At 36.5% G+C, this 19,458-nt stretch carries 17 protein-coding genes and 2 tRNA genes (1 of these 19 only partly in view); 17 read left to right on the top strand and 2 right to left on the bottom strand.

What is annotated here, in order from left to right; genetic code table 11:
* The 5 genes from HRK21_RS03425 to HRK21_RS03405 form a co-directional block, all read left to right on the top strand.
* Window positions 1–16: transfer RNA gene (locus tag HRK21_RS03425), tRNA-Cys, on the top strand; it begins 58 nt to the left of the window's first position.
* 45 nt (window positions 17–61) lie between these two features.
* Window positions 62–145, top strand: a tRNA-Leu gene (locus tag HRK21_RS03420).
* Window positions 146–414: 269 nt separating this feature from the next.
* On the top strand, window positions 415–1,020 hold the full coding sequence (locus HRK21_RS03415) for a hypothetical protein (protein ID WP_070005801.1): 606 nt from the start codon (window positions 415–417) through the stop codon (window positions 1,018–1,020).
* 452 nt (window positions 1,021–1,472) lie between these two features.
* Window positions 1,473–1,901 (top strand): macro domain-containing protein, encoded by a 429-nt coding sequence (locus HRK21_RS03410; RefSeq protein WP_223276779.1) that lies wholly within the window; start codon window positions 1,473–1,475, stop codon window positions 1,899–1,901.
* 96 nt (window positions 1,902–1,997) lie between these two features.
* Window positions 1,998–3,512 carry a helix-turn-helix domain-containing protein gene (locus HRK21_RS03405; RefSeq protein ID WP_069887745.1) on the top strand — a complete coding sequence of 505 codons (1,515 nt, stop codon included), beginning with the start codon at window positions 1,998–2,000 and terminating at the stop codon, window positions 3,510–3,512.
* 8 nt (window positions 3,513–3,520) lie between these two features.
* On the opposite strand, the gene gad is transcribed toward HRK21_RS03405, so the two are convergent.
* Both gad and gadC read right to left on the bottom strand, forming a co-directional pair.
* Window positions 3,521–4,915 (bottom strand): glutamate decarboxylase, encoded by a 1,395-nt coding sequence (gene gad / locus HRK21_RS03400; protein WP_070005803.1) that lies wholly within the window; start codon window positions 4,913–4,915, stop codon window positions 3,521–3,523.
* Window positions 4,916–4,927: 12 nt separating this feature from the next.
* Window positions 4,928–6,451 (bottom strand): glutamate/gamma-aminobutyrate antiporter, encoded by a 1,524-nt coding sequence (gadC, locus tag HRK21_RS03395; protein ID WP_070005804.1) that lies wholly within the window; start codon window positions 6,449–6,451, stop codon window positions 4,928–4,930.
* 391 nt (window positions 6,452–6,842) lie between these two features.
* On the opposite strand from gadC, the gene HRK21_RS03390 reads away from it, so the two are divergent.
* The 12 genes from HRK21_RS03390 (at window position 6,843) to HRK21_RS03335 (ending at window position 19,393) form a co-directional block, all read left to right on the top strand.
* A complete protein-coding gene (locus HRK21_RS03390; RefSeq protein WP_003723817.1) occupies window positions 6,843–7,313 on the top strand; it encodes an Rrf2 family transcriptional regulator in 471 nt (156 codons plus the stop codon).
* Between the two features lie 33 nt (window positions 7,314–7,346).
* On the top strand, window positions 7,347–10,130 hold the full coding sequence (locus HRK21_RS03385; protein WP_069887749.1) for a YhgE/Pip domain-containing protein: 2,784 nt from the start codon (window positions 7,347–7,349) through the stop codon (window positions 10,128–10,130).
* A gap of 165 nt (window positions 10,131–10,295) precedes the next feature.
* On the top strand, window positions 10,296–11,597 hold the full coding sequence (locus tag HRK21_RS03380) for a PTS sugar transporter subunit IIC (RefSeq protein ID WP_069887750.1): 1,302 nt from the start codon (window positions 10,296–10,298) through the stop codon (window positions 11,595–11,597).
* A gap of 19 nt (window positions 11,598–11,616) precedes the next feature.
* Window positions 11,617–11,973: a PTS sugar transporter subunit IIB gene (locus HRK21_RS03375; protein WP_069887751.1), complete on the top strand. Its 357-nt coding sequence runs from the start codon at window positions 11,617–11,619 to the stop codon at window positions 11,971–11,973.
* Window positions 11,973–12,287, top strand: coding sequence for a PTS sugar transporter subunit IIA (locus HRK21_RS03370; protein WP_003727719.1), 315 nt, complete (start codon window positions 11,973–11,975; stop codon window positions 12,285–12,287). Before HRK21_RS03375 ends, HRK21_RS03370 begins: the two co-directional genes overlap by 1 nt.
* A 12-nt stretch (window positions 12,288–12,299) precedes the next feature.
* Window positions 12,300–13,046: a carbohydrate deacetylase gene (locus HRK21_RS03365; RefSeq protein WP_069887752.1), complete on the top strand. Its 747-nt coding sequence runs from the start codon at window positions 12,300–12,302 to the stop codon at window positions 13,044–13,046.
* 15 nt (window positions 13,047–13,061) lie between these two features.
* Window positions 13,062–14,978: a BglG family transcription antiterminator gene (locus HRK21_RS03360; RefSeq protein WP_070005805.1), complete on the top strand. Its 1,917-nt coding sequence runs from the start codon at window positions 13,062–13,064 to the stop codon at window positions 14,976–14,978.
* A 19-nt stretch (window positions 14,979–14,997) separates the two neighbouring features.
* Entirely contained in the window at window positions 14,998–16,305 is a 1,308-nt protein-coding gene (locus HRK21_RS03355) for a 6-phospho-alpha-glucosidase (RefSeq protein WP_003739641.1), read from the top strand.
* Between the two features lie 121 nt (window positions 16,306–16,426).
* The gene (locus tag HRK21_RS03350; RefSeq protein WP_070005806.1) at window positions 16,427–17,272 is read left to right on the top strand and encodes a Cof-type HAD-IIB family hydrolase; all 846 of its coding nucleotides are present in this window, start codon (window positions 16,427–16,429) and stop codon (window positions 17,270–17,272) included.
* A gap of 43 nt (window positions 17,273–17,315) precedes the next feature.
* Window positions 17,316–18,047 carry a glucosamine-6-phosphate deaminase gene (locus HRK21_RS03345; protein ID WP_070005807.1) on the top strand — a complete coding sequence of 244 codons (732 nt, stop codon included), beginning with the start codon at window positions 17,316–17,318 and terminating at the stop codon, window positions 18,045–18,047.
* A 15-nt stretch (window positions 18,048–18,062) separates the two neighbouring features.
* Window positions 18,063–18,593, top strand: coding sequence for an HdeD family acid-resistance protein (locus tag HRK21_RS03340; RefSeq protein ID WP_003739638.1), 531 nt, complete (start codon window positions 18,063–18,065; stop codon window positions 18,591–18,593).
* 188 nt (window positions 18,594–18,781) lie between these two features.
* A complete protein-coding gene (locus tag HRK21_RS03335; protein WP_069887757.1) occupies window positions 18,782–19,393 on the top strand; it encodes a hypothetical protein in 612 nt (203 codons plus the stop codon).
* The last annotated feature ends 65 nt before the right edge of the window (window positions 19,394–19,458 follow it).

Here is a 19,458-nt window from a genome sequence, read left to right as displayed (position 1 = left end):
CCGGTTGGCGCCTCCATTTGCATAATTAATGTTTTAAAGTTATAATTTATTATATTGTTACGCCGGCGTGGCGGAATTGGCAGACGCGCTGGACTCAAAATCCTGTGCCCGCAAGGGCGTGCCGGTTCGACCCCGGCCGCCGGTATACTTAGAACCCCAACACTTTTATGAGTGATGGGGTTTTTTATTTGATTTAAAGGATAATTTATTATAAATCTTTTAAAAACCTTAGTGCAGCTAACAAGAGAGAAACAGTTGTTCATGAAGTAGGATAAACAATTGGATTATCCCACACACAACAAAAAATTCTGTTTTTGTTATGAGGCATTATAGATTTAATGGAAAAGCTTATCCACTATCCGATGATAAAAAGGTATAAATGTTAAATATTAATTTATAATGGAGGTTTTTATTATGGATAGAAAAAAAATGACGATAATTGCTATTATCGCAGTGCTTTTATTAAGTATAGGAGGCTATATGACATATCAGAAAATGAAGCCAAAGCCTTTTACGGAAGTTGCTGCGGAGGCTAAGACGGATAGTTTTGATAGTGAAGAAGAACTTAGTAAGGCAAGTAACGTGATTGTTATTGGTTCACTGAGTAAGCGAGGTGAATCTCAAGTTGATCGTGATGCTGAAGGCGGGATTTTAGCTGTCTATAGAATGTCTGATTTTAAGATAGCACAAGTTATAAAAAATGATACTAAAGAAAGTTTAGCTGAAGATACTATCATACCAATATATGAAAATGAAGGACATGACGAAAAAACAAATACGACTTATCACGTTGCAGGTTATGAAAAAATGGAAAATAAAGAAACTTATATGTTGTTTTTGACTTACGATCCAGAAGATAAATATTATGTTCCAGTAGGAGTTAATTTCGGGAAAATGAATGTTGATAGTGAAAAAGAAACGGAATTGTATGGTGATAATCAAGAAGAAGAGATAAATAAAGTACAAGAAGAGGCATTAGATACTTATAAAGAGGAAATTAAAGAAGTAGAAAATCAATGATACAAAAGTAGATGAACAAATAAAAAATACCAACGTTTCTAACGATTCGTTGGTATTTTTTATTTCAAAGGTGGATTCTATTTGAAAGTTGTGTTATAAATAGAGTTGGTAAATAGCCATTTAGTAGGAGTTGTTTAGGTTTAAATGTTCTCAAAAATAGATTACAAAATGGGCAAATTGTTTTTTTGATCAAAGTGATCTTTTGAAAGAGGATATTTTACAAGTCCAGTATCCAGATGATTTGCTATTAGATGTTGGTTTTTATGGGAAGCAATACAAAATTTTGTAATAAAGAATTTGAATTGGGAAGAACCTAATTGTAGTTTCTACAGCAGCAGATTTTAATGCTATGTTGCGCAAATTGCAAAAAGTAATTAATGAGTTAAACCATACATAAAAAATTTACAGAGATGACGCAGATTACTTATTTAAAAGGTGATGCAACAAATCCCATGGCTAAAGGAAATACAATTATTGCACATATTTGTAATGATGTAGGTGGTTGGGGAAAAGGCTTTGTTTTAGCTATTTCAAGAAAGTGGAAAGAGCCTGAGAAAGCTTATAGAAAATGGTATAAAGATAAGAATGGTTTTGAACTGGGAGAAGTTCAACTAATTCCAGTGACTGATTATATAAGTATTTGCAATATGATTGGTCAGAAAGGAATAAAAACAGGTTCGACAGGTGCGCCAATTCGATATGAAGCGGTGGAAAGTTGTTTAGAAAAATTAAGTAAAATAGCGAAAGAGCAACAAGCGAGTATTCATATGCCGAGAATTGGGTGTGGATTAGCTGGGGGGAAATGGGAAATTATTGAACCTATTATCAGAAAAACACTTATAGAAGATGGTATCGAAGTGTATATTTATGATTTTGATTAGGAATGGAATTATTTCCATTTGGATTTATATGTGATTATTTTAACAATAGTTTGACCAATAACTATTGTTGATTAATCTTTTATGGAGAGGAAAGTTATGCTTACGAATTATATTGAAAAGGATATCAAAAGAAAATGTTTGATTTGTGATTTTCTACTTAAGAATAAGCATACGAATTTAGATGAAATTGCGGAATATATGGAGACTTCGCGGGTGACGGTAAGGTCGGATATTCATGCGTTAAATGAAGAATTGAATGGCTTGATTGTTATTCAGATGAAAGAATGTGCAGATAATTGGGTGTACCAATGTCGATTGCAAAATGGGGCAACGGAGCGGAAAGTTTTGTACAAATTATATGATAACTCGATGTTTTTAAAATGTGTGGCGTTTTTTGTTACGAATGTGGAGGAGCGCAAATTCACAGATTTTATGGATACGTATTTTATTTCTCATTCGCATGCGTATCGGTTGAAGCACAAGGTAGAAGCGTTTCTTCGAGAAATTGATTTGACACTTGATAATAATCGAATTACTGGGAAGGAATATAGGGTTCGGTATTTGATTGCGCTTCTTCAAGCAGAATATGGTGTGCTTATTTATCCACTTTTGGATGAGGAGAAGCAAATGATTGATGACTTTATGGCGACGTTGAATTTGCGGATTAATATTGATACGTTGGCGCATAATGCGGAAGGTCATGCGTATTTTCGGTCGCTGATTTCGATGGTGTTTAAGAGGGATATTCCGACTAGTGCAATTATATTGGATGAACAGTGTCAAAAATATATTGAGTCTTCAAGCTTTCTTGATATGGTTCGGAAAAGTAGTAAGGAAACACTTGAAAAAGAGCTTGGTCAGGAGTTTTCATATAATGATTACTTGTATTTAATGCTGATTTATTATTCGACTAATTTTAGTATCATTGATGCTTCCATGAAAAAGGTGGAGTTGGAGCAGTTTAATAATTTGATAATGAAAAATGCGGATTTACAAGTTTTGATTGATTTATTTGAGGAATATTTTGGTCCGGAGGTTGTTAATCATTCACTTTTTCGGGCGGCACTTTGTTACTTTTTGAAGAAGACGTTGTTTAATTTGCAGGGGCTTATTCCGAGTAATGAGCGATTACTGGATAAAAAGTATGAGCCACTTTATATGGTTGTGAAAAATGTTTTGGAGCGCTGGAATGAGGCTAGTGAATATCGAGTATTATTAATTGATTCGCACATTAATTATTTGACGATTCATTTGTATCCTCTGATTTATAAATGGAACAATCCGGTGCAAATTTGTATTTTTTCCTTTAATTTAATTAATTTCGAGTCGTGTAAGTTTCAGGTTGAGCAAGAGCTGGGGCGGAAGGTGACGGTGCATGAGACGATGTTTAATTCAGTGGAGGAGTTGAACCAGGTTTTAGCGGAGTCAAGTGAGCCAACGATTGTGCTTTGCCATCCGAACTGTGAAATGGAATTAAAGGAAGCGGTAGATGGGATAATTATTCCGATTTCCTTGGCTTTTTTTGACAGAGATCTTGTAGATGTAGAAAGGGCGATTCAGTCGCTTAGAATAAAAGAACATGAAAAAAGGCTAGCCTATTTGAGAGGCTAGCCTTTTTATTAATGTGTGAAGCCGTGGACGCCGGATTGTTGGGTATCGTGGAAGAGAATGTGGGCGTTGTTTAGTTCTTGAATAGAGGCTTGGAAATCTTGGATGAATTCTTCTGCCATGTTGAAACCGAGGTCAGCGCGGCAGACATAACGTTGGATGATGATGTTTTCTAAGTTTTTTGGTAGTGGGTATGCGGGAACTTGCCAGCCGCGCATTTGGAGGCGGTCCGCTAAATCATATAATGTCCATTTTACGCTAGCGTCGTCTTTTAATTTATAGCAGACGATTGGTAAATGGGAGCCGTCGTTATAAATTTCAAAGTAGCCGGTTTGTTCGACTGCATGAGCAAGGTATTGCGCGACATCGCTTGTTTTTTGGTGAATGGTGCGGTAGCCTTCGAAGCCGTAGCGTAAGAAATTGTAGTATTGACCGATGATGTGGCTGGCGCTACGGGAGAAATTGATTTGCATGGTTGGCATTTCTCCGCCAAGGTAGCTGACTTTAAAAATGAGTTCTTCTGGTAGGTAGCTTTCATCTTTCCAAAGGACCCAACCGATACCTGGATAAACGAGGCCGTATTTGTGACCAGAAGTATTAATGGAGATAACGTTTTTCAAGCGGAAGTCCCAGATAATGTCAGGTTCGACAAATGGAGTGAAGAAACCGCCACTAGCTGCGTCAACGTGAATATAAACTTTATAATCTGTTTTGCTATTGTATTCTTCTAATTTTTCGTTAAGTGCGTAGATGTCATCGTAGCGGCCTGTGTAAGTGATGCCGAGGATGCCGACAACGCCGATTGTATATTCGTCGACGTAATCAAGTACTTGGTCGGTATTCAGTTGCATGTGGTCTTTATCCATTGGAACAACGCGCATATCGATATCCCAGTAGACACAGAATTTTTCCCAGCATACTTGATAGCCAGAGGAGATAACGAGGTTTGGTTTTTGCGCATAAATATCTAAGCCAAGTTTTTCCGCACGTTTTCTCCAAGCAAATTTCATTGCCATTCCGCCAAGCATACACGCTTCACTAGAGCCAATTGTGGAAGTCCCCATAAATTTTTGGTCCTTAGGTGCATGCCATAAGTCGGCGATAATATTAACGCACCGATTTTCAAGTTCAGCTGTTCTTGGGTATTCCGATTTATCGATCGCATTTTTTTCTAAGGTTTCGGACATTAATTTGGTTGCTTCGTCTTCCATATAAGTTTGACAAAAAGTAGCTAGGTTTTGGCGAGCGGAACCTTCATCTAAAAGTTCGTCTTTCACTAAACGGTAAGCTATCCGAGGTTCGAGTGGTTCTTTTCCTAGTGTGTATTTAGGAATATCACGATCCTCTGCACTTGATCCGAAAACTGGTTCTAAATAACTTTCTTTATTTTCTTTACTATATAACATGATTTTTTCCTCCTATAATTTGTCTTGATTCATAATATGTTTTTCGTCGGGATTAATAATGTGTTCGCCGCGAGCTCTTGGGTGGGTGAATTTATTGATGTCGCTTGAGTCTAAATGTTTAATATTTTTGGGCGTGATGTCTTTTTTATCGTGCACGGCGTAGATAATAAATGGAATTAACACGGTGACGATAAAACTAATCGATAAGATAACAATATATGTCATATCGCTTTTTGCGGCGATGGATGCTGGTGGAACAAAAGAGATACATAAAGCGAAAACGGATGTTACTAAGCCAATTAGTGCTACAATCACTTTAACAATTTTGCCACCAGGGATTTGATAGGTGCGTTTTAAGCTCGATTTTTTGAAAATAAGTACCAAGTAACCGATGAAAAAGAGTAAATAGCCGACTAAATAAATGACAACAGTTAGGGAAATGGCAGTTAGGAATGATAAATTATTTCCGCCACCACCGAATGTGAGAATAGCTGCCCAAATGGTTACTACGATGCCTTGAACCATAATAAGTGGGACAGGGACGCCATGTTTATTTACTTTTTTCATTTTTTCTGGAAGTAAGCCTTGTTCTGCTGCAGTGTACATTCCACGTGATGGGCCGACTACCCAGGCACTAACTTCGCCCATGACGCCAAGCGCAATCATGATGGCAATGAGTTTTACAGCCCAACCTAAGCCGGAACCAAAATGCAGAATTAACGCTTGGAATGTTTGCACGACGCCCGAGCTAAGAGATAACTCTTTCAAAGGTAATACAGCAGAGATTGTTAAGCCGCCGATTGTATTCAGTGCGATGGCGAGAACTACGAGCATAATCATTGCTAGTGGATAATCGCGTTTTGGATTGGTCATTTCATTGACGTGGCTTGCGGAAGCTTCAACACCCATGTAAGCGAGTATAAAGGACACGAAGATGACTAATGTTGAAGCTTTTGAGAAATCCGGGATAAACGCCTCTTTGGAAAAAGTGACATGAAGTGGATTCCCGCCAGCAACATAAGCAATACCTAAGATAAATAAGATGATTGCTGGGATGAGAATACCGATAATAAAACCAAATTTCGCGATTTTAGCCGTGTTTTTCGTACCACCTAATTGGGAAAAAGTAAGTCCCCAAAAAATAACTAATACACCAATAAATTTAATAAAAGGATTCGATTCGAGCGCGGGAAAATCAAACACATAAGAAAGTGCGCCGAGAATGAAGTAAATCATTGTCACGAATCCGACCGTTATTTGAAACCACTGAAAGAAGATTGCGGCAAAACCAAAACGTTCCCCGAGTGTATTTCCCACCCAAGAAAAAATACCGCCTTCTTGCCAGCCCTCAACTGTCGCCATTTCTGCGGCACATAAAGCGACTGGTAAGAACCATAAAAATCCACCAAGTAGTAAGAAAAATACAAGATGAAAGCCGGAAGTGGCAAATGTTGGATATTCATAAACTGTCATAACCATTGAAGCCGTGATGGCGAAAAATCCGAATAAGGTTAAAGACTTTGCTTGTTTAGACATTGTGTAGTACCTCCCAATTTTTTGTTTGCGAAAATACAACTAAACGAAGCTATAAGTAATTAGAATGATGCTTAATTAATGGTAAATGTGATTTTTTTGGAACATCATCAGTTAACACGAGAAAAGCACCTCCTAAGTCATTGTTTGTTGGAACATGTATTAGATTAGCACGTTTGTTTTCAAAAATTATTCCAGTTTTTTTCTTAGCCATGGAAAAATTTTGAGACAGTACTTGCGGTTGTTTTATTCTCGGCAAACGCATTCATTAAATTTTTTTCCATTTTTAGTAAAAAACGCTTGCACTTTAAAAAAAATGGGTGTATTGTATATAGATGTTGAATGTCCATTAAGGATATCAAAAGGTAATAATGGGAAGAGGGAGGATTTAATGATGAAGTTGAGCAAAAGTATGGATCAGGTATTTTGTATTATGACGATGTTGTACACCCAGAAGGTAGATGTTCCCATTTCTTCCGTAACTATTCATCACCGTTTACGTGATTCGTCACCGTCTTACATTAGTAAAATTTTGAGGAAACTAGTCGTCAGCGGACTGATTAATTCAGTATCCGGCAATAACGGTGGTTTCACGCTCGCTAAAGACCCGGAAGAAATTAATTTGCTAGACATTGTAGAAGCAGTGGAAGGAAAAATCGATACATACCCAGATTCCGACTTAATCCACACTGTTTTCTCTGACTATCATGAATTTGCAGAGTCCGGTATTCACACCATTACAAGTGCTTTTAGAAACGCTGATAAAGAATACGCTAATTATTTATACTCACAAAAATTATCTGTTTTAGTAGAGCAAGTTATTGGGAAAGAACGAACCACTATCATAGATTGGAACGAAGCGTAATAAATCTTTAAAAGAAAGAAGTGCGGTAATAAAATGGATATGGTAAAAAATGAGTGGAAAAAATTATTTAAAAACAAAATACTACTTTTATCATTTGTAGTTATTCTGTTTATTCCACTTTTATATGCAAGCTTTTTCTTAAAATCCGTCTGGGATCCGTACGGCAAAACAGGGGATTTACCAGTAGCGGTAGTTAACAATGACAAACCAGTTGATTATAACGGTCAAACAATGGATGTTGGCGATCAGTTAGTCACAAAACTGAAAAGCAACAAAGAACTTGATTGGAATTTTCTTTCCAAAGAAGACGCGGAACAAGGTTTAAAAGATGGCAAATATTATATGATTGTCACGATTCCAAAAGATTTCTCTAAAAATGCAGCATCCGTTTTAGATAAAGATCCGAAAAAAATGGAATTATCCTATAAAACAAACGGCTCGCTTAACTATTTAGGTCAAGTCGTGAGTGAACAAGGAGCCAAACAACTGAAAAGCGAGGTTTCCGCTGAAGTAACAAAATCATACGCGGAAGCAATTTTTGATAAAATTAAAGAGTCTGGTGAAGGGTTCGCCCAAGCAGCTGATGGCTCTGAAAAAATCAAAGATGGTCTCGTGAAATCGCAAGAAGGTAATAAAACTATTTCAACGAACTTAAAAACGCTCGCAGATAGCTCTTTAACGTTCAAAGATGGTGCTAATACGTTAGAAGTTGGCTTGAAAACTTACACAGATGGCGTGAACACGGCTGCTGCTGGTGGAGATAAACTAAATGCTGGAGTTTCAACGCTTGCAGCTGGAGTAGGGCCATTAAAAGATGGTGTTGCAGCACTTGATGGCGGGGCAACAAAATTAGCTAGCGGAGTTTCTACCTACACATCTGGTGTAGATACATTAGCAGGCGGAATTAACCAAGCTTACACTGGTTCTACTGCACTTTCAGATGGATTAAATAAGATGAATGGCAGTGTACCAACTTTAGCATCGGGCATAACACAACTAAACAACGGTCAAAAAAGCCTAGCAACTGGTTTAGATTCACTAGTTGATGGAAGTAACAAACTTTCAGCAGGACTTAAAGAATTAGATGGTAATTTAACTGATAAACAAGGCAAAATTGCCCAATTAAAACAAGGTATGAACGACTTACAACAAGGAATTGATCAATTAAATAAAAGTGTGAACGGGGAAGATGCAGCACTTGCAAAACAACTCGCTGCCCTACAAAAAAGTTTAAGTGATCTACAAAATGGTTTAACATTTATCAAATCTAATGCGAACTTCGATGCGGAAGCAATTAAATCAAAAATTAATGCGACGGCTGGCGTGAGTGCAGAAGATAAACAAAAAATTATGGATGCTATTCAAGCCGATTTAGATAAAGAAACACAAAAATCCGCTACACAAGTAGCAACAGTCGAACAACTACAAAGCGGCTTATCAGGTCTTGATTTAGCGGCAATTCAAACACAAGTAACAGAATTACAAACTGGCGTAGCGAAAATTTCCGCTGGTTATCAAGCAGTTCACGGTGGAACAAACGAAGCATTTAACAGTATTCACCAAGCAATTAATGGTTCAGGCAGTCAAACTCTACTTGGCGGTGCGAACCAACTAACTGCTGGACTCAAATCAGCACAAGCAGGAAATGCCAAATTGGTTGCAGGAACAAATCAACTTAACAGCCAAGTGCCAACCCTAACTTCTGGTGTAGGACAACTCGCTGCGGGTAGTGCAAGTATGGAAAATGGGTTAAGTCAGTTAAATGATGGTGGTAATCAACTTGCAAGTAATTCCGAGGCATTACGTTCAGGAGCATCAGAATTACAAGGCGGGACAAACCAATTAGCTGCTAAAGTACCAACACTTGCAGGTGGTGTTAATCAACTACAAGCAGGTTCAAGCCAATTAGCAGGCGGTCTAAACCAACTATCAGCTAATTCGCCAAAACTAGTTTCAGGCGTAGGGCAACTAGCAGATGGCTCTTCCAAAATTGCCGATGGTTCTTCCAAACTAGCGAATGGCTCCTTCCAATTAGGTGATGGACTTACTAAGTTAACAGACGGTAGCACAGAATTAACAGACAAACTTGCAGACGGAGCACAGCAAGTCAAAGATACAAAAGCAACTGATAAAACATTTAACATGATTGCTAGTCCAACAAAACTCGCACATAATGAATATACACACGTAAGTAATTATGGTCACGCGCTAGCACCATATGTTTTATCACTCGCTTTATATGTTGGAGCACTCGTATTTAACTTCATCATGCCAATCAGACGTGTTTCGATGGAAGGTCAACCAGCTTATAAATGGTGGTTAAGTAAACTATCACTTGGTTTTGTCGCAGCAGTTGCGATGGCACTTCTTGAAGGAGGCATCATGATTGCACTTGGACTAAGACCAGATAATATCGTTGAATTCTTCGGAACCGCGATTATTACGGCACTTGCTTATATGTTCCTTATCATGCTCCTTGCCATGACATTTGATAACCCAGGTCGTTTTATCGCAATGGTATTACTCATTGTTCAATTAGCAGGATCAGGCGGAACATTCCCAATGCCGCTTACTGGATGGTTCTTCAATTTAATACATCCGTTCTTACCAATGACTTACTCGATTTATGCATTTAGAGAGTCACTGGCAGCAGGTATGGGACCAAATGTATACAGTATGTCGATGCTCGTTCTTACAATCATCATGATTGCATGTATTGGTTTACTATATCTATCTATGAGCCACTTGAAAAAACGTCATGATGCACATGAATCAGCTCTTGATGATAATCAAAAATTAATGGCTTTAGAAAACTAAAAAAAGAAAACCCCTTATAAAGTAGCAATTACTTTATAGGGGGTTTTTTATATAAAAAAGGTAAAGCGGCAATTTCCTATGCTTAGGAAATAAGATTAATTGAGGGTGAATTTTGTATGCGCTATCATTAACGTATAACAGCTCAGGGAAAGGAAATGAAAATTAATGAAAGCATTAGAACGATTTCTGTCAAAATGGTTATTACCATTTGCAAAAGTACTAGAAAGTAACACCCAGATGAAGGCAGTACGTCAAGGAATGATGGCACTGGTTCCAATTACTTTAGTTGGTGCAGTTCCCGTTTTATTCCAACAACTAGGAGGGATTCCGAAATTACCTAGTTGGATTGCAGCAGTTTCCAATTATATCAATAACATTACTTCTCCAATATATTTTGCTACTTTTGGATTAATGTCCGTATATGTGGCCGTTTTTGTAGCATATTACTATGCGAAGGAACGCAATTTATGGGATATTGGGGCGATTGTCACAGCCTTAATGAGTTTTGTTGTCGTTGCAGTAAGACCACTTGAAGCAGGCGGAAGCGATGTAACGTATCTAGCCGGCGAAGGGATATTTGTTGCTTTAGTAATTAGTTTATTGTCTGTCGAAATTTTACACATTTTTAAGAATAAGTTGAAATTCACGATTAATTTAGGACAAGGTGTTCCGACACCAATTTTACGTTCTTTTGAAAATCTATGGCCAATTTTATTCTCTGTTTTAATTATTGCTATTTTAAGTTTTGGAATAGAATCATTAAGTGGTATCCGTGTAGTTGAGTTAATTCAAACATTATTCTCTCCACTAACGTCCTTAGTAAACACATTACCAGGTATTATGCTAATCATCTTTATCCAACAATTATTATGGTGGTTTGGTATTCATGGCTATTCTGTTATGGCGCCAGTTTGGCTAAGTGTAGCGTTCCAAAACGTGGATGCGAATGCAGCCGCTCTTGCAAAAGGAGAACCTCTTTCTTCTATGCTAATTTTCACTCCTGACTTTATGTGGAGTATTGTAGGTGTAACTGGAGCAGGGGTTACAGGAGCACTCGTTGTCATCATGATGTTCTCCAAATCGAAACGATATAAAACACTTGGTAGACTAGCTTTAATTCCAACTTTCTTTAGTATTAACGAGCCAGTAATGTTTGGTGTTCCAATTGTGTTAAATCCACGATTCTTTATTCCAATGATGGTTGCACCACAAATTGCTGCTTTGATTGGTTGGTTCTCTATCAAGCTTGGATTAATGAATCCATTTACGATGGTGTCTCCATATGTACCTGTTCCAATCGGTGCTATAGTGGCTTCATTTGACTGGAGATATATTATTGTACTTGGTCTTATCTTGGTCTGCTCTGCACTTATTTACTACCCATTCTTTAAAATTGCTGAAAAAGAAGCTATTTTACAAGAAACTAGTGGGGACCAAGAAGCTAGTCTAGATGATTTTGATTTTTAAGTAGGAAAGGACGATAGACATGAAAATTATGTTAGTATGTTTTGGCGGATTATCCACCTCCATTTTAGTAAAAAAAATGGAGGAGGCGATTGCAGCATCTGAGAAATTTAAAGATAAAGGAATTACGATTGAAGCATGGGGAAAAGATGAGTTTTCTGATCATCTAGATAATGTTTCTATAGTCTTACTTGGCCCTCAACTTTCAATGGCTTATGAACAAGTAGTTGAAGCGACAAAAGAACATGGATTAAATGTTCCAGTAGAGGTGATTGATAAAGAGGATTATGGCAATATGAATGCAGTACCAATTCTAATCGCTGCATTTAAAAAGATTAAAGAAGCTGGAACGAATACATTTAAGACGGAGGGGAACTGATGGAAGGCACTGAATTACAATCATTTAAAATAATATCAAGTGCTGGAGATGCCTCTTCTTCGTTTCTAAAAGCAATTCGTCACGCAGAAAAAAGTGAATTTGCGGAAGCAGAAGCATGTATCGAACAAGCAAATCAATCTTTAAGAGAAGCACATCATGTACAAACATCCTTGATTCAAGAAGAAGCGGGCGGGGACTCAAAAGAAGTATCCTTATTGCTTATTCATGCGCAAGATCATCTGATGAATGCTTTTGTTTACTGCGATTTAGTTAAGTCTGTACTTAACTTGTATAAGCGTTTGGATGAAAAGTAAGGAGTAGTGACTATGAAACTAATAATAAATGCAGATGATTTTGGGTTCACAAGAGCAATCAATTACGGAATCATTGATGCGCACAATTTAGGTGTTTTGACTTCTACCACATTAATGGTAACAATGCCTGCTTTTGAACATGCTGTAGAATTATCTAAGCAAACACCTACACTTGGAATAGGGTTACATCTCAATTTAACGTTAGGTAAACCGTTAACCAATGGTGCATCTTTAGTGAACCAAGATGGTGAATTAATAAAACCAAAATTTATTACGCCTGAGTATCCCTATAATGAGGAAGAAGTGTATCAAGAATTTAAAGCGCAATATCATCGCTTTGTCGCATTTATGAAAAAGAAACCGAGTCATTTGGATAGCCATCTCTTTTCTACAGATATTTATCCAGTTGCGGCTAGTGCTGCGAAACGCCTGGCAGAAGAGGTTGGAATTCCACTTCGGAATCATGATACGGCAGGCTTCCAGCATGTCGAGTTTATTTGGGAAAAGCCGCTTGAAATTCCATATGGTGCGTATGAGAACCTAGATTATATTTATGACAATGCAGAATCAATTTTATGTTATGATTATGTTGAAATCATGACACATCCTGGCTATCTTGATACGTTTATTCTGGAAAATTCAACATTCTCAACGCCACGCGCGAATGAATTAGAAAGTTTAATTTCTCCTAGGATGCGCAAGTTTTTAAACCAAAACAATGTAGAATTAATTTCCTATCATGATATTCCAAAAAAATGAAATAGGTGATTAAAAATGCTAAATCAACGTCAAAAAAATATTTTAAGCACACTGTATAACGAAAATAATTGGTTACTTGGGAAAAAATTAGCAGATTTATTCCAAATAAGTGATCGAACGATTAGAAATGATATACGTGTTATTAAAGAGAGCATAGGTGACGATTTTATCTTTACTTCGAAAAAGTTAGGATACGCCTATAATATGGAAAAACCTTTTCCGATTGACGTTGAGGCAGAAACTGGATTTGAACAAAATCGGATGGCGCGATTAATTCAGCAATTACTTGTCGAAGAAGGCGTAGATATTTACGAATATGGTGCAGAAACGTTCACTTCAGAATCAACCATCCAACGGGATATTCAGTGGTTACGAGGCTACTTTGAGCAGCTATTAGGTTTAGATGTAGTAATTCATTCCAGTGATGGTGTATATGCCATAAGCGCTTCCCCCACAACGAAAATGGAGCTATTAAATCGCATTGCAACGTTGGATGAAGGATTAAAGACAAATTTATTAACAAATTGTTTTCCAGAAATTAATCATGAAAAAATTCGCCAAATAGTATTAGAAATGATCCATCACCATAAAATTGTTTTGAAGTATTTTGATGAAACTATTTTGCTTGCACAACTTATTTATGGAAGTGCCTTTTTTCAAAAACATGCGGAACAACAAACTTCTACGAAAATTGCTAATCCATTTCTTAAACAACTTTTTGATACAATTCAACAAGAAATGGGTTATCAGATTTCGGCGGAGATGAAGCAATTTATAGTAACAGAATATGAAAAAATTGTTGCAATGAATCATTTTGAAAACCAAGTAACGACAAAAATGGTTTTAGAAGATGAACTTTATCAAGAAATATTATTGATATTGGAAGAAATTAAGCATGTATATTTGATTGATTTTACGGCAGATTTAGAAGTAACAAGTGATATGACGAAACATATTTTTATTGCGCTGGAACGTGTCAAACGTGGAATGGTCATTAAAAATCAAGTGACACATATCATTACGCAGCAGTATAGCTACTTACTAGATATCGCGATTTTTATTGGAGAAAAATTACTTGAACGTCTAGGTGTAATTTTAAATCAAGAAGAAATTATTTTATTGGTCATGTATTTATACCAATACTACCGGAAAATCGAAGCGAAGCATCAATTAAATCAAGTAGTGCGTATAGCTTTAATTGTTTTGGAAGGTAAAGCTGCGATGTATTATTTCCGTGAACAATTAGCCGAAGTATTACGGCCAGTAAAAGCCGAAGTTATAGAAATAACCGATAATGCTCAGTGTCAATTACTACTAGCTGAAAATATCGAAGTTGATTTATGTATTTCTACCAAAAAAATTGATTTGTCTGAGGAAGTCCCATGTATTATTTTGGCTAATAACATTGGTTTGATTGAAGAAGTAACGATAAAAAAACAACTTTCAGCCATAGTAGAAGCAAATAAAATGAAAAAGTTTGCTTATATTAAAGAAAAATATTTACACGAAGAGCTTTTCTTAACGGATTATGCGTATGAGCAAAAATATAATGCAATCGAATTTTTAAGTCAATATTGCATTGATAAAGGATATGTTCCTGAGCGATTTACTGAGAAATTATATAATCGTGAACAACTTTTTTCAACAGCGATTCCGACTGGGATTGCTTTACCCCATCCAATTAAAAATGTTGCGCACAAAAGTGGTATTTTCATTTGTATTTTGAAAAAACCGTGTGCTTGGGATACACATAAAGTTAGTTTGATTATGATTCCAATGATTGAAGAATTGGACGGGACAGAGGCACCTTTAATTAATGATTTTTTATCACTAATAGCTTCTAATAAGTCTTATGTAGAGCAAATAAGTGCATGTAGTACCTATCGCGAATGCGTGGAATTATTACAAACTATATATAATAACAACGAGTAAGTTTGAAGGAGTGAGAGATATGAAAAAACAAATTATTACTATTGCTGGCGGAGGAAGTACTTATACACCGGGAATCATTCAAGCAGTACTTAACGGGCAAGAACGATTACCAGTAAGTGAGATCCGTTTGTATGATATTGAAGCAACAAGAAATGAAAACATGTATTTAATTCTGGGTTATATGTTAGAACAACAAGGCTTTTCATCAATTAAATTAGTACAAACAACAAACCCTGAAGAAGCATTTACCGGAGCGGACTTTATCTTCTCGCAAATTCGCGTTGGCGGACTTAAAATGCGTGAAAAAGATGAAAAAATTCCACTAAAACATGGATTAGTTGGGCAAGAAACATGTGGACTTGGCGGATTTTCATACGGACTACGCAGTATTGGTCCGCTATTAGAATTAGTTGGCTTTATTCAAAAATATGCGCCAGAAGCTTGGATTTTAAATTATACGAACCCAGAAACGATTATTTCTGAAGCTGTACGAAGACAATTTCCTGGTATTCGAATGATTAATGTATGTGATATGACAATCGGAATTGAAGATACACTAGCTAAAAATTATGGCTATGATCGTGATAATTGGATTGCAACTTACTATGGTTTAAATCACTTTGGTTGGTATACGAAAATTTATGATAAGTCATTAAAACGTGATATTATGCCAGAGCTTTTAGAGAAGTTGAAAGTTCAAGAAATCAAAGAAGAAGATCCAAGCTGGAATCGCGCATTCAATATGATCCGCTTTATGGTTCAAAATTTTCCAGATAATTTGCCAAATAACTATTTAGAATATTATTTGTACCCAGACATGTATGTCGATTATGCTGATCCAAATTATACTCGTGCGAATACAGTAATGGATGGTCGCGAGCAAAAAACACAAGAAATGGCAGATAAAATCCGCAACAAAGAAAAAGGAGATGTGCTTGATTTCTACTTTGGCGTACACGGTTTATATATTGTAGACATAGCTACTTCACTACTAAATGATGAGAAAAGTCGCTTTATGTTAATCGTCGAAAACAAAGGATCCATCCCGAATTTACGTAGTGATGCAGTTGTTGAAGTTCCAGCATACGTTGGTGCGACAGGTGTAGAAGCAATTGCCTTGCCTGCAATTGGTGATTTCCATAAAGGTATGATGGAAGCGCAAGTTGCTGCGGAGAAACTACTCGTAGATGCTTACTTTGAAAAATCTTATCAAAAAGCATTACAAGCATTTACATTAAATCAATCGGTTCCAAATGCCACAGTGGCGAAGAAAGTATTGGATGAAATGATGATTGAAAATAAAGCCTTTTGGCCAGAATTAAAATAAGTATCAAACATCGTATGACGGATGAAAATTCGCTATACGATGTTTTTTGTTATATAACCGAGCGCCTTCTTATCAAAGAAATGCTATAATTAAACTATTAACATACGAAAAGAGGTATTGCATGACGAAAAAAATAGTATTTGTAGATGTAGATGGTACGCTTGTAACGGATGATGGACTTGTTCCGGCATCCGCAAGAACAGCAATAATAAAAGCACGTAACAATGGACATCAAGTGTACTTGTGTACTGGTCGTTCTAAACCAGAGCTGTATGACTCGATTTTATCCATCGGGTTTGATGGGATTATTGGTGCTGGTGGCGGCTATATCGAAGTAGACGATGAAATTATTTACCATAAAAAAGTAGCGAATGAAGACGTTGTTCATATGGTAGATTTCTTTCATGAAAAGAACTTAGATTTCTATTTGGAGTCAAACGGTGGGCTATTTGCAAGCGAAAATTTAGAAGCCCATTTAGATAGATTAATTTATGGCGATGTCGAAAACGACCCGATTGCGCGCGAGAAAAAAGCTAGCAATCCACATCCTTTCATGGAAAGCCTGACGTATGGTGAAACAAATCTGTACCGCACAGATGTCAATAAAGCTTGTTTCCTAGAAAATAAAAATGTACCTTTTGAAGAAATAAAAAATGAATTTAGCGGTAAATTTGAGGTGTTACATTGTACGGTTCCTATTTTTGGAGATGATAGTGGAGAGCTGATGGTACCGGATATTCATAAAGCGACAGCGATTGAATTTCTGCTAGCGCATATCGGTGCAGAGAAGAATGCGACGATTGGCATTGGTGATGGAATGAATGATGCAGAAATGCTTGCTTATTGTGAAACTGGTATTGCAATGGGGAATGCAAAAGAAGAACTAAAATTACTTGCAGATGAAGTAACAAAATCCGTTGATGAAGATGGATTGTACACAAGCTTTGAAAAGCATGGTTTGCTTTAGAAAAAATAGTTCGGGTAATGAAAGCATATAGAGGAGGATTTTTATGAAATTAATCAGAACGAAAACATACGAAGAAATGTCGCAAGAAGCGCTTGAAGTTGTCAAACAAGTCATTAACGAAAATGATAATCCGGTAATCAATACAACTACCGGAGCAAGTTTTGATGGAATGTTTGAAGGGCTTGTAAAAGGAATTAATGCCGATGAAATTCCAATTGAAAAAGTATTTTTAATGAATTTAGATGAGTATGTGGCTAAGCGCGATGCTTCCTTCACTGTTTACACATATATGCACCAAAAATTCTATGATTTAATCAACAAAATGCCAAAAAGAGTAGAATTATTAGATGGTAGTTTAGCTGATTTTACGGATGAAATCGCGCGCTATAAGAAAATTTTAGCTGAAAATGAGCGTGATTTACAAATTCTAGGATTAGGGGTAAATGGACATCTAGGGGCTAATGAACCAGGAACACCATTTGATGCGCGATTGTTTTTGGCAGATAGCGATGAATCCACTATTAAAAGTACCATCATGTACAACAACTTAAAAGAAGACGAAGCGCCGTCTCAAATGCTGACACTTGGCTTAGCTGATATGATGGATGCGAAACAAATCTTAGTCACTGCTTCTGGTGAACGAAAAGCAGAGGCGGTTAAAGGTTTACTTGAGGGACCAATTGATGAAAGTTGTCCAGCGTCGATTCTACGTAACCATCCGAATGTCGTATTTATTATTGATGAAGCGGCAGGGTCATTACTTACTAATCACTAAAAAGGGGGCAAAACCATGAGAAAATTATACACGTATTTCGTTTTAATTCTTGGTGTGGCGATGATTGGTCTTGGAATTTATTTAATGTTTAATCCAAGTACTTCACTGCAAGCACTCACTATTTTTATTGGGATAATTTTAGTTTTAAATGGGATTAATGAAGTGATTTCTTATTTTGGAGAACGTAAATATTGGAGTATTTCTAAATGGATCATGTTAGACGGGATTTTATCCATTCTTGTTGGTGGATTTGCTATTTTCGAATCGAATATGGCAGAACGAGTTTTCATTATTATTTTCGCAATTTGGATATTAGCATCAGCGATTTTGCGTATTTTAACGGCGTTTGCTGTAAAAGGATTTCCGGGATGGACTTTACTACTTATCATGGGAATTATAGGATTAATTATTGCTGTTATTTCCTTATTCACGAATACGTTAGTAGCGATTGCGATTGGTATTATCCTTGGATTGTTTTTTATTTTCCAAGGAATTACATGCCTTTCTCTTTGGTGGGTTATTCAAAAAGGTGATTCCGGGAAATAATGATAATTTTTTATATTTTTTCAAGAGAAATGTTAAAAAAATCACATCAATAAAGCCGGAAAAATAATTTCGTCACAAAATAGACATAAGAAGCGGGAAGATGGTTCTTTAGGAACTCTCTACTCGCTTTTTTTTTATTATGATAAAGAGAGATGAATTGATGTAAGGATTTTGAGGAGGCGGGATAAATGCAGGAAAGGTTTGCGACGGAATTAATGTTTACGTTAACTAATAATCCAAGGTTTCAAGAAGTAGCTGAATTGGTATATTGGAACGAGGAGGAAATTGTTCTTTGCCCTGAAAACAATGAGTATGTTTATGCAATCGACGAAGGCAATGTAACACAATGTGCTGCTAGAAACAGTTCTTGGGGAAAAGGAAGCATTCTCGGTTTTACACGAGAAGAGACAAAAATCCAGCCCCTTTCTAAAACGGTGGCTTGGAAAATTCCGTTGGCCTATGTAAAGGATATCTTGAAAAGTATGGGGAACGTGAAGCTTGCTGATTTAACAAGAATAGAAAAAAGTTTTTTGGATCGAGATGAAAGTGATTGCATTCAGTGGCTTATCCAAGAAATGCCTGCAAGATTACATACCACTTCTTGGAAAGTAGCAATAGATTTTTTTAGACAAGAGATTATACAAGTTGTTCCTAAAGAACTATGTGCTTTTCAAGTGAAAGAATTGAAACAGCAGCATATTCTCTATGAATTAGGTTATTATCTTGAAATAGATGTACTGCAATTTCATAACTATTTAAGAGATTTGGCCTATAATAACGTATTGCAAAAAAATAATTGAAATATTTCTTATATTAGCACAGACAAAAATTCGAATTCATAGTACACTTATAAGTAACCATGATA

The sequence above is a fragment of the Listeria monocytogenes genome (assembly GCF_013282665.1).
Taxonomy (GTDB): domain Bacteria; phylum Bacillota; class Bacilli; order Lactobacillales; family Listeriaceae; genus Listeria; species Listeria monocytogenes_C.
Note: the sequence above shows the minus strand (reverse complement) of the source record. Positions and strands in the feature narration are given on the sequence as shown.

Excerpts from the sequence above, each read along its gene's own strand:
- HRK21_RS03415 (WP_070005801.1), top strand. The coding sequence starts at position 415 with ATGGATAGAAAAAAAATGACGATAATTGCTATTATCGCAGTGCTTTTA.
- HRK21_RS03410 (WP_223276779.1), top strand. The coding sequence starts at position 1,473 with ATGGCTAAAGGAAATACAATTATTGCACATATTTGTAATGATGTAGGT.
- HRK21_RS03405 (WP_069887745.1), top strand. The coding sequence starts at position 1,998 with ATGCTTACGAATTATATTGAAAAGGATATCAAAAGAAAATGTTTGATT.
- gad (WP_070005803.1), bottom strand. The coding sequence starts at position 4,915 with ATGTTATATAGTAAAGAAAATAAAGAAAGTTATTTAGAACCAGTTTTC.
- gadC (WP_070005804.1), bottom strand. The coding sequence starts at position 6,451 with ATGTCTAAACAAGCAAAGTCTTTAACCTTATTCGGATTTTTCGCCATC.
- HRK21_RS03390 (WP_003723817.1), top strand. The coding sequence starts at position 6,843 with ATGAAGTTGAGCAAAAGTATGGATCAGGTATTTTGTATTATGACGATG.
- HRK21_RS03385 (WP_069887749.1), top strand. The coding sequence starts at position 7,347 with ATGGATATGGTAAAAAATGAGTGGAAAAAATTATTTAAAAACAAAATA.
- HRK21_RS03380 (WP_069887750.1), top strand. The coding sequence starts at position 10,296 with ATGAAAGCATTAGAACGATTTCTGTCAAAATGGTTATTACCATTTGCA.
- HRK21_RS03375 (WP_069887751.1), top strand. The coding sequence starts at position 11,617 with ATGAAAATTATGTTAGTATGTTTTGGCGGATTATCCACCTCCATTTTA.
- HRK21_RS03370 (WP_003727719.1), top strand. The coding sequence starts at position 11,973 with ATGGAAGGCACTGAATTACAATCATTTAAAATAATATCAAGTGCTGGA.
- HRK21_RS03365 (WP_069887752.1), top strand. The coding sequence starts at position 12,300 with ATGAAACTAATAATAAATGCAGATGATTTTGGGTTCACAAGAGCAATC.
- HRK21_RS03360 (WP_070005805.1), top strand. The coding sequence starts at position 13,062 with ATGCTAAATCAACGTCAAAAAAATATTTTAAGCACACTGTATAACGAA.
- HRK21_RS03355 (WP_003739641.1), top strand. The coding sequence starts at position 14,998 with ATGAAAAAACAAATTATTACTATTGCTGGCGGAGGAAGTACTTATACA.
- HRK21_RS03350 (WP_070005806.1), top strand. The coding sequence starts at position 16,427 with ATGACGAAAAAAATAGTATTTGTAGATGTAGATGGTACGCTTGTAACG.
- HRK21_RS03345 (WP_070005807.1), top strand. The coding sequence starts at position 17,316 with ATGAAATTAATCAGAACGAAAACATACGAAGAAATGTCGCAAGAAGCG.
- HRK21_RS03340 (WP_003739638.1), top strand. The coding sequence starts at position 18,063 with ATGAGAAAATTATACACGTATTTCGTTTTAATTCTTGGTGTGGCGATG.
- HRK21_RS03335 (WP_069887757.1), top strand. The coding sequence starts at position 18,782 with ATGCAGGAAAGGTTTGCGACGGAATTAATGTTTACGTTAACTAATAAT.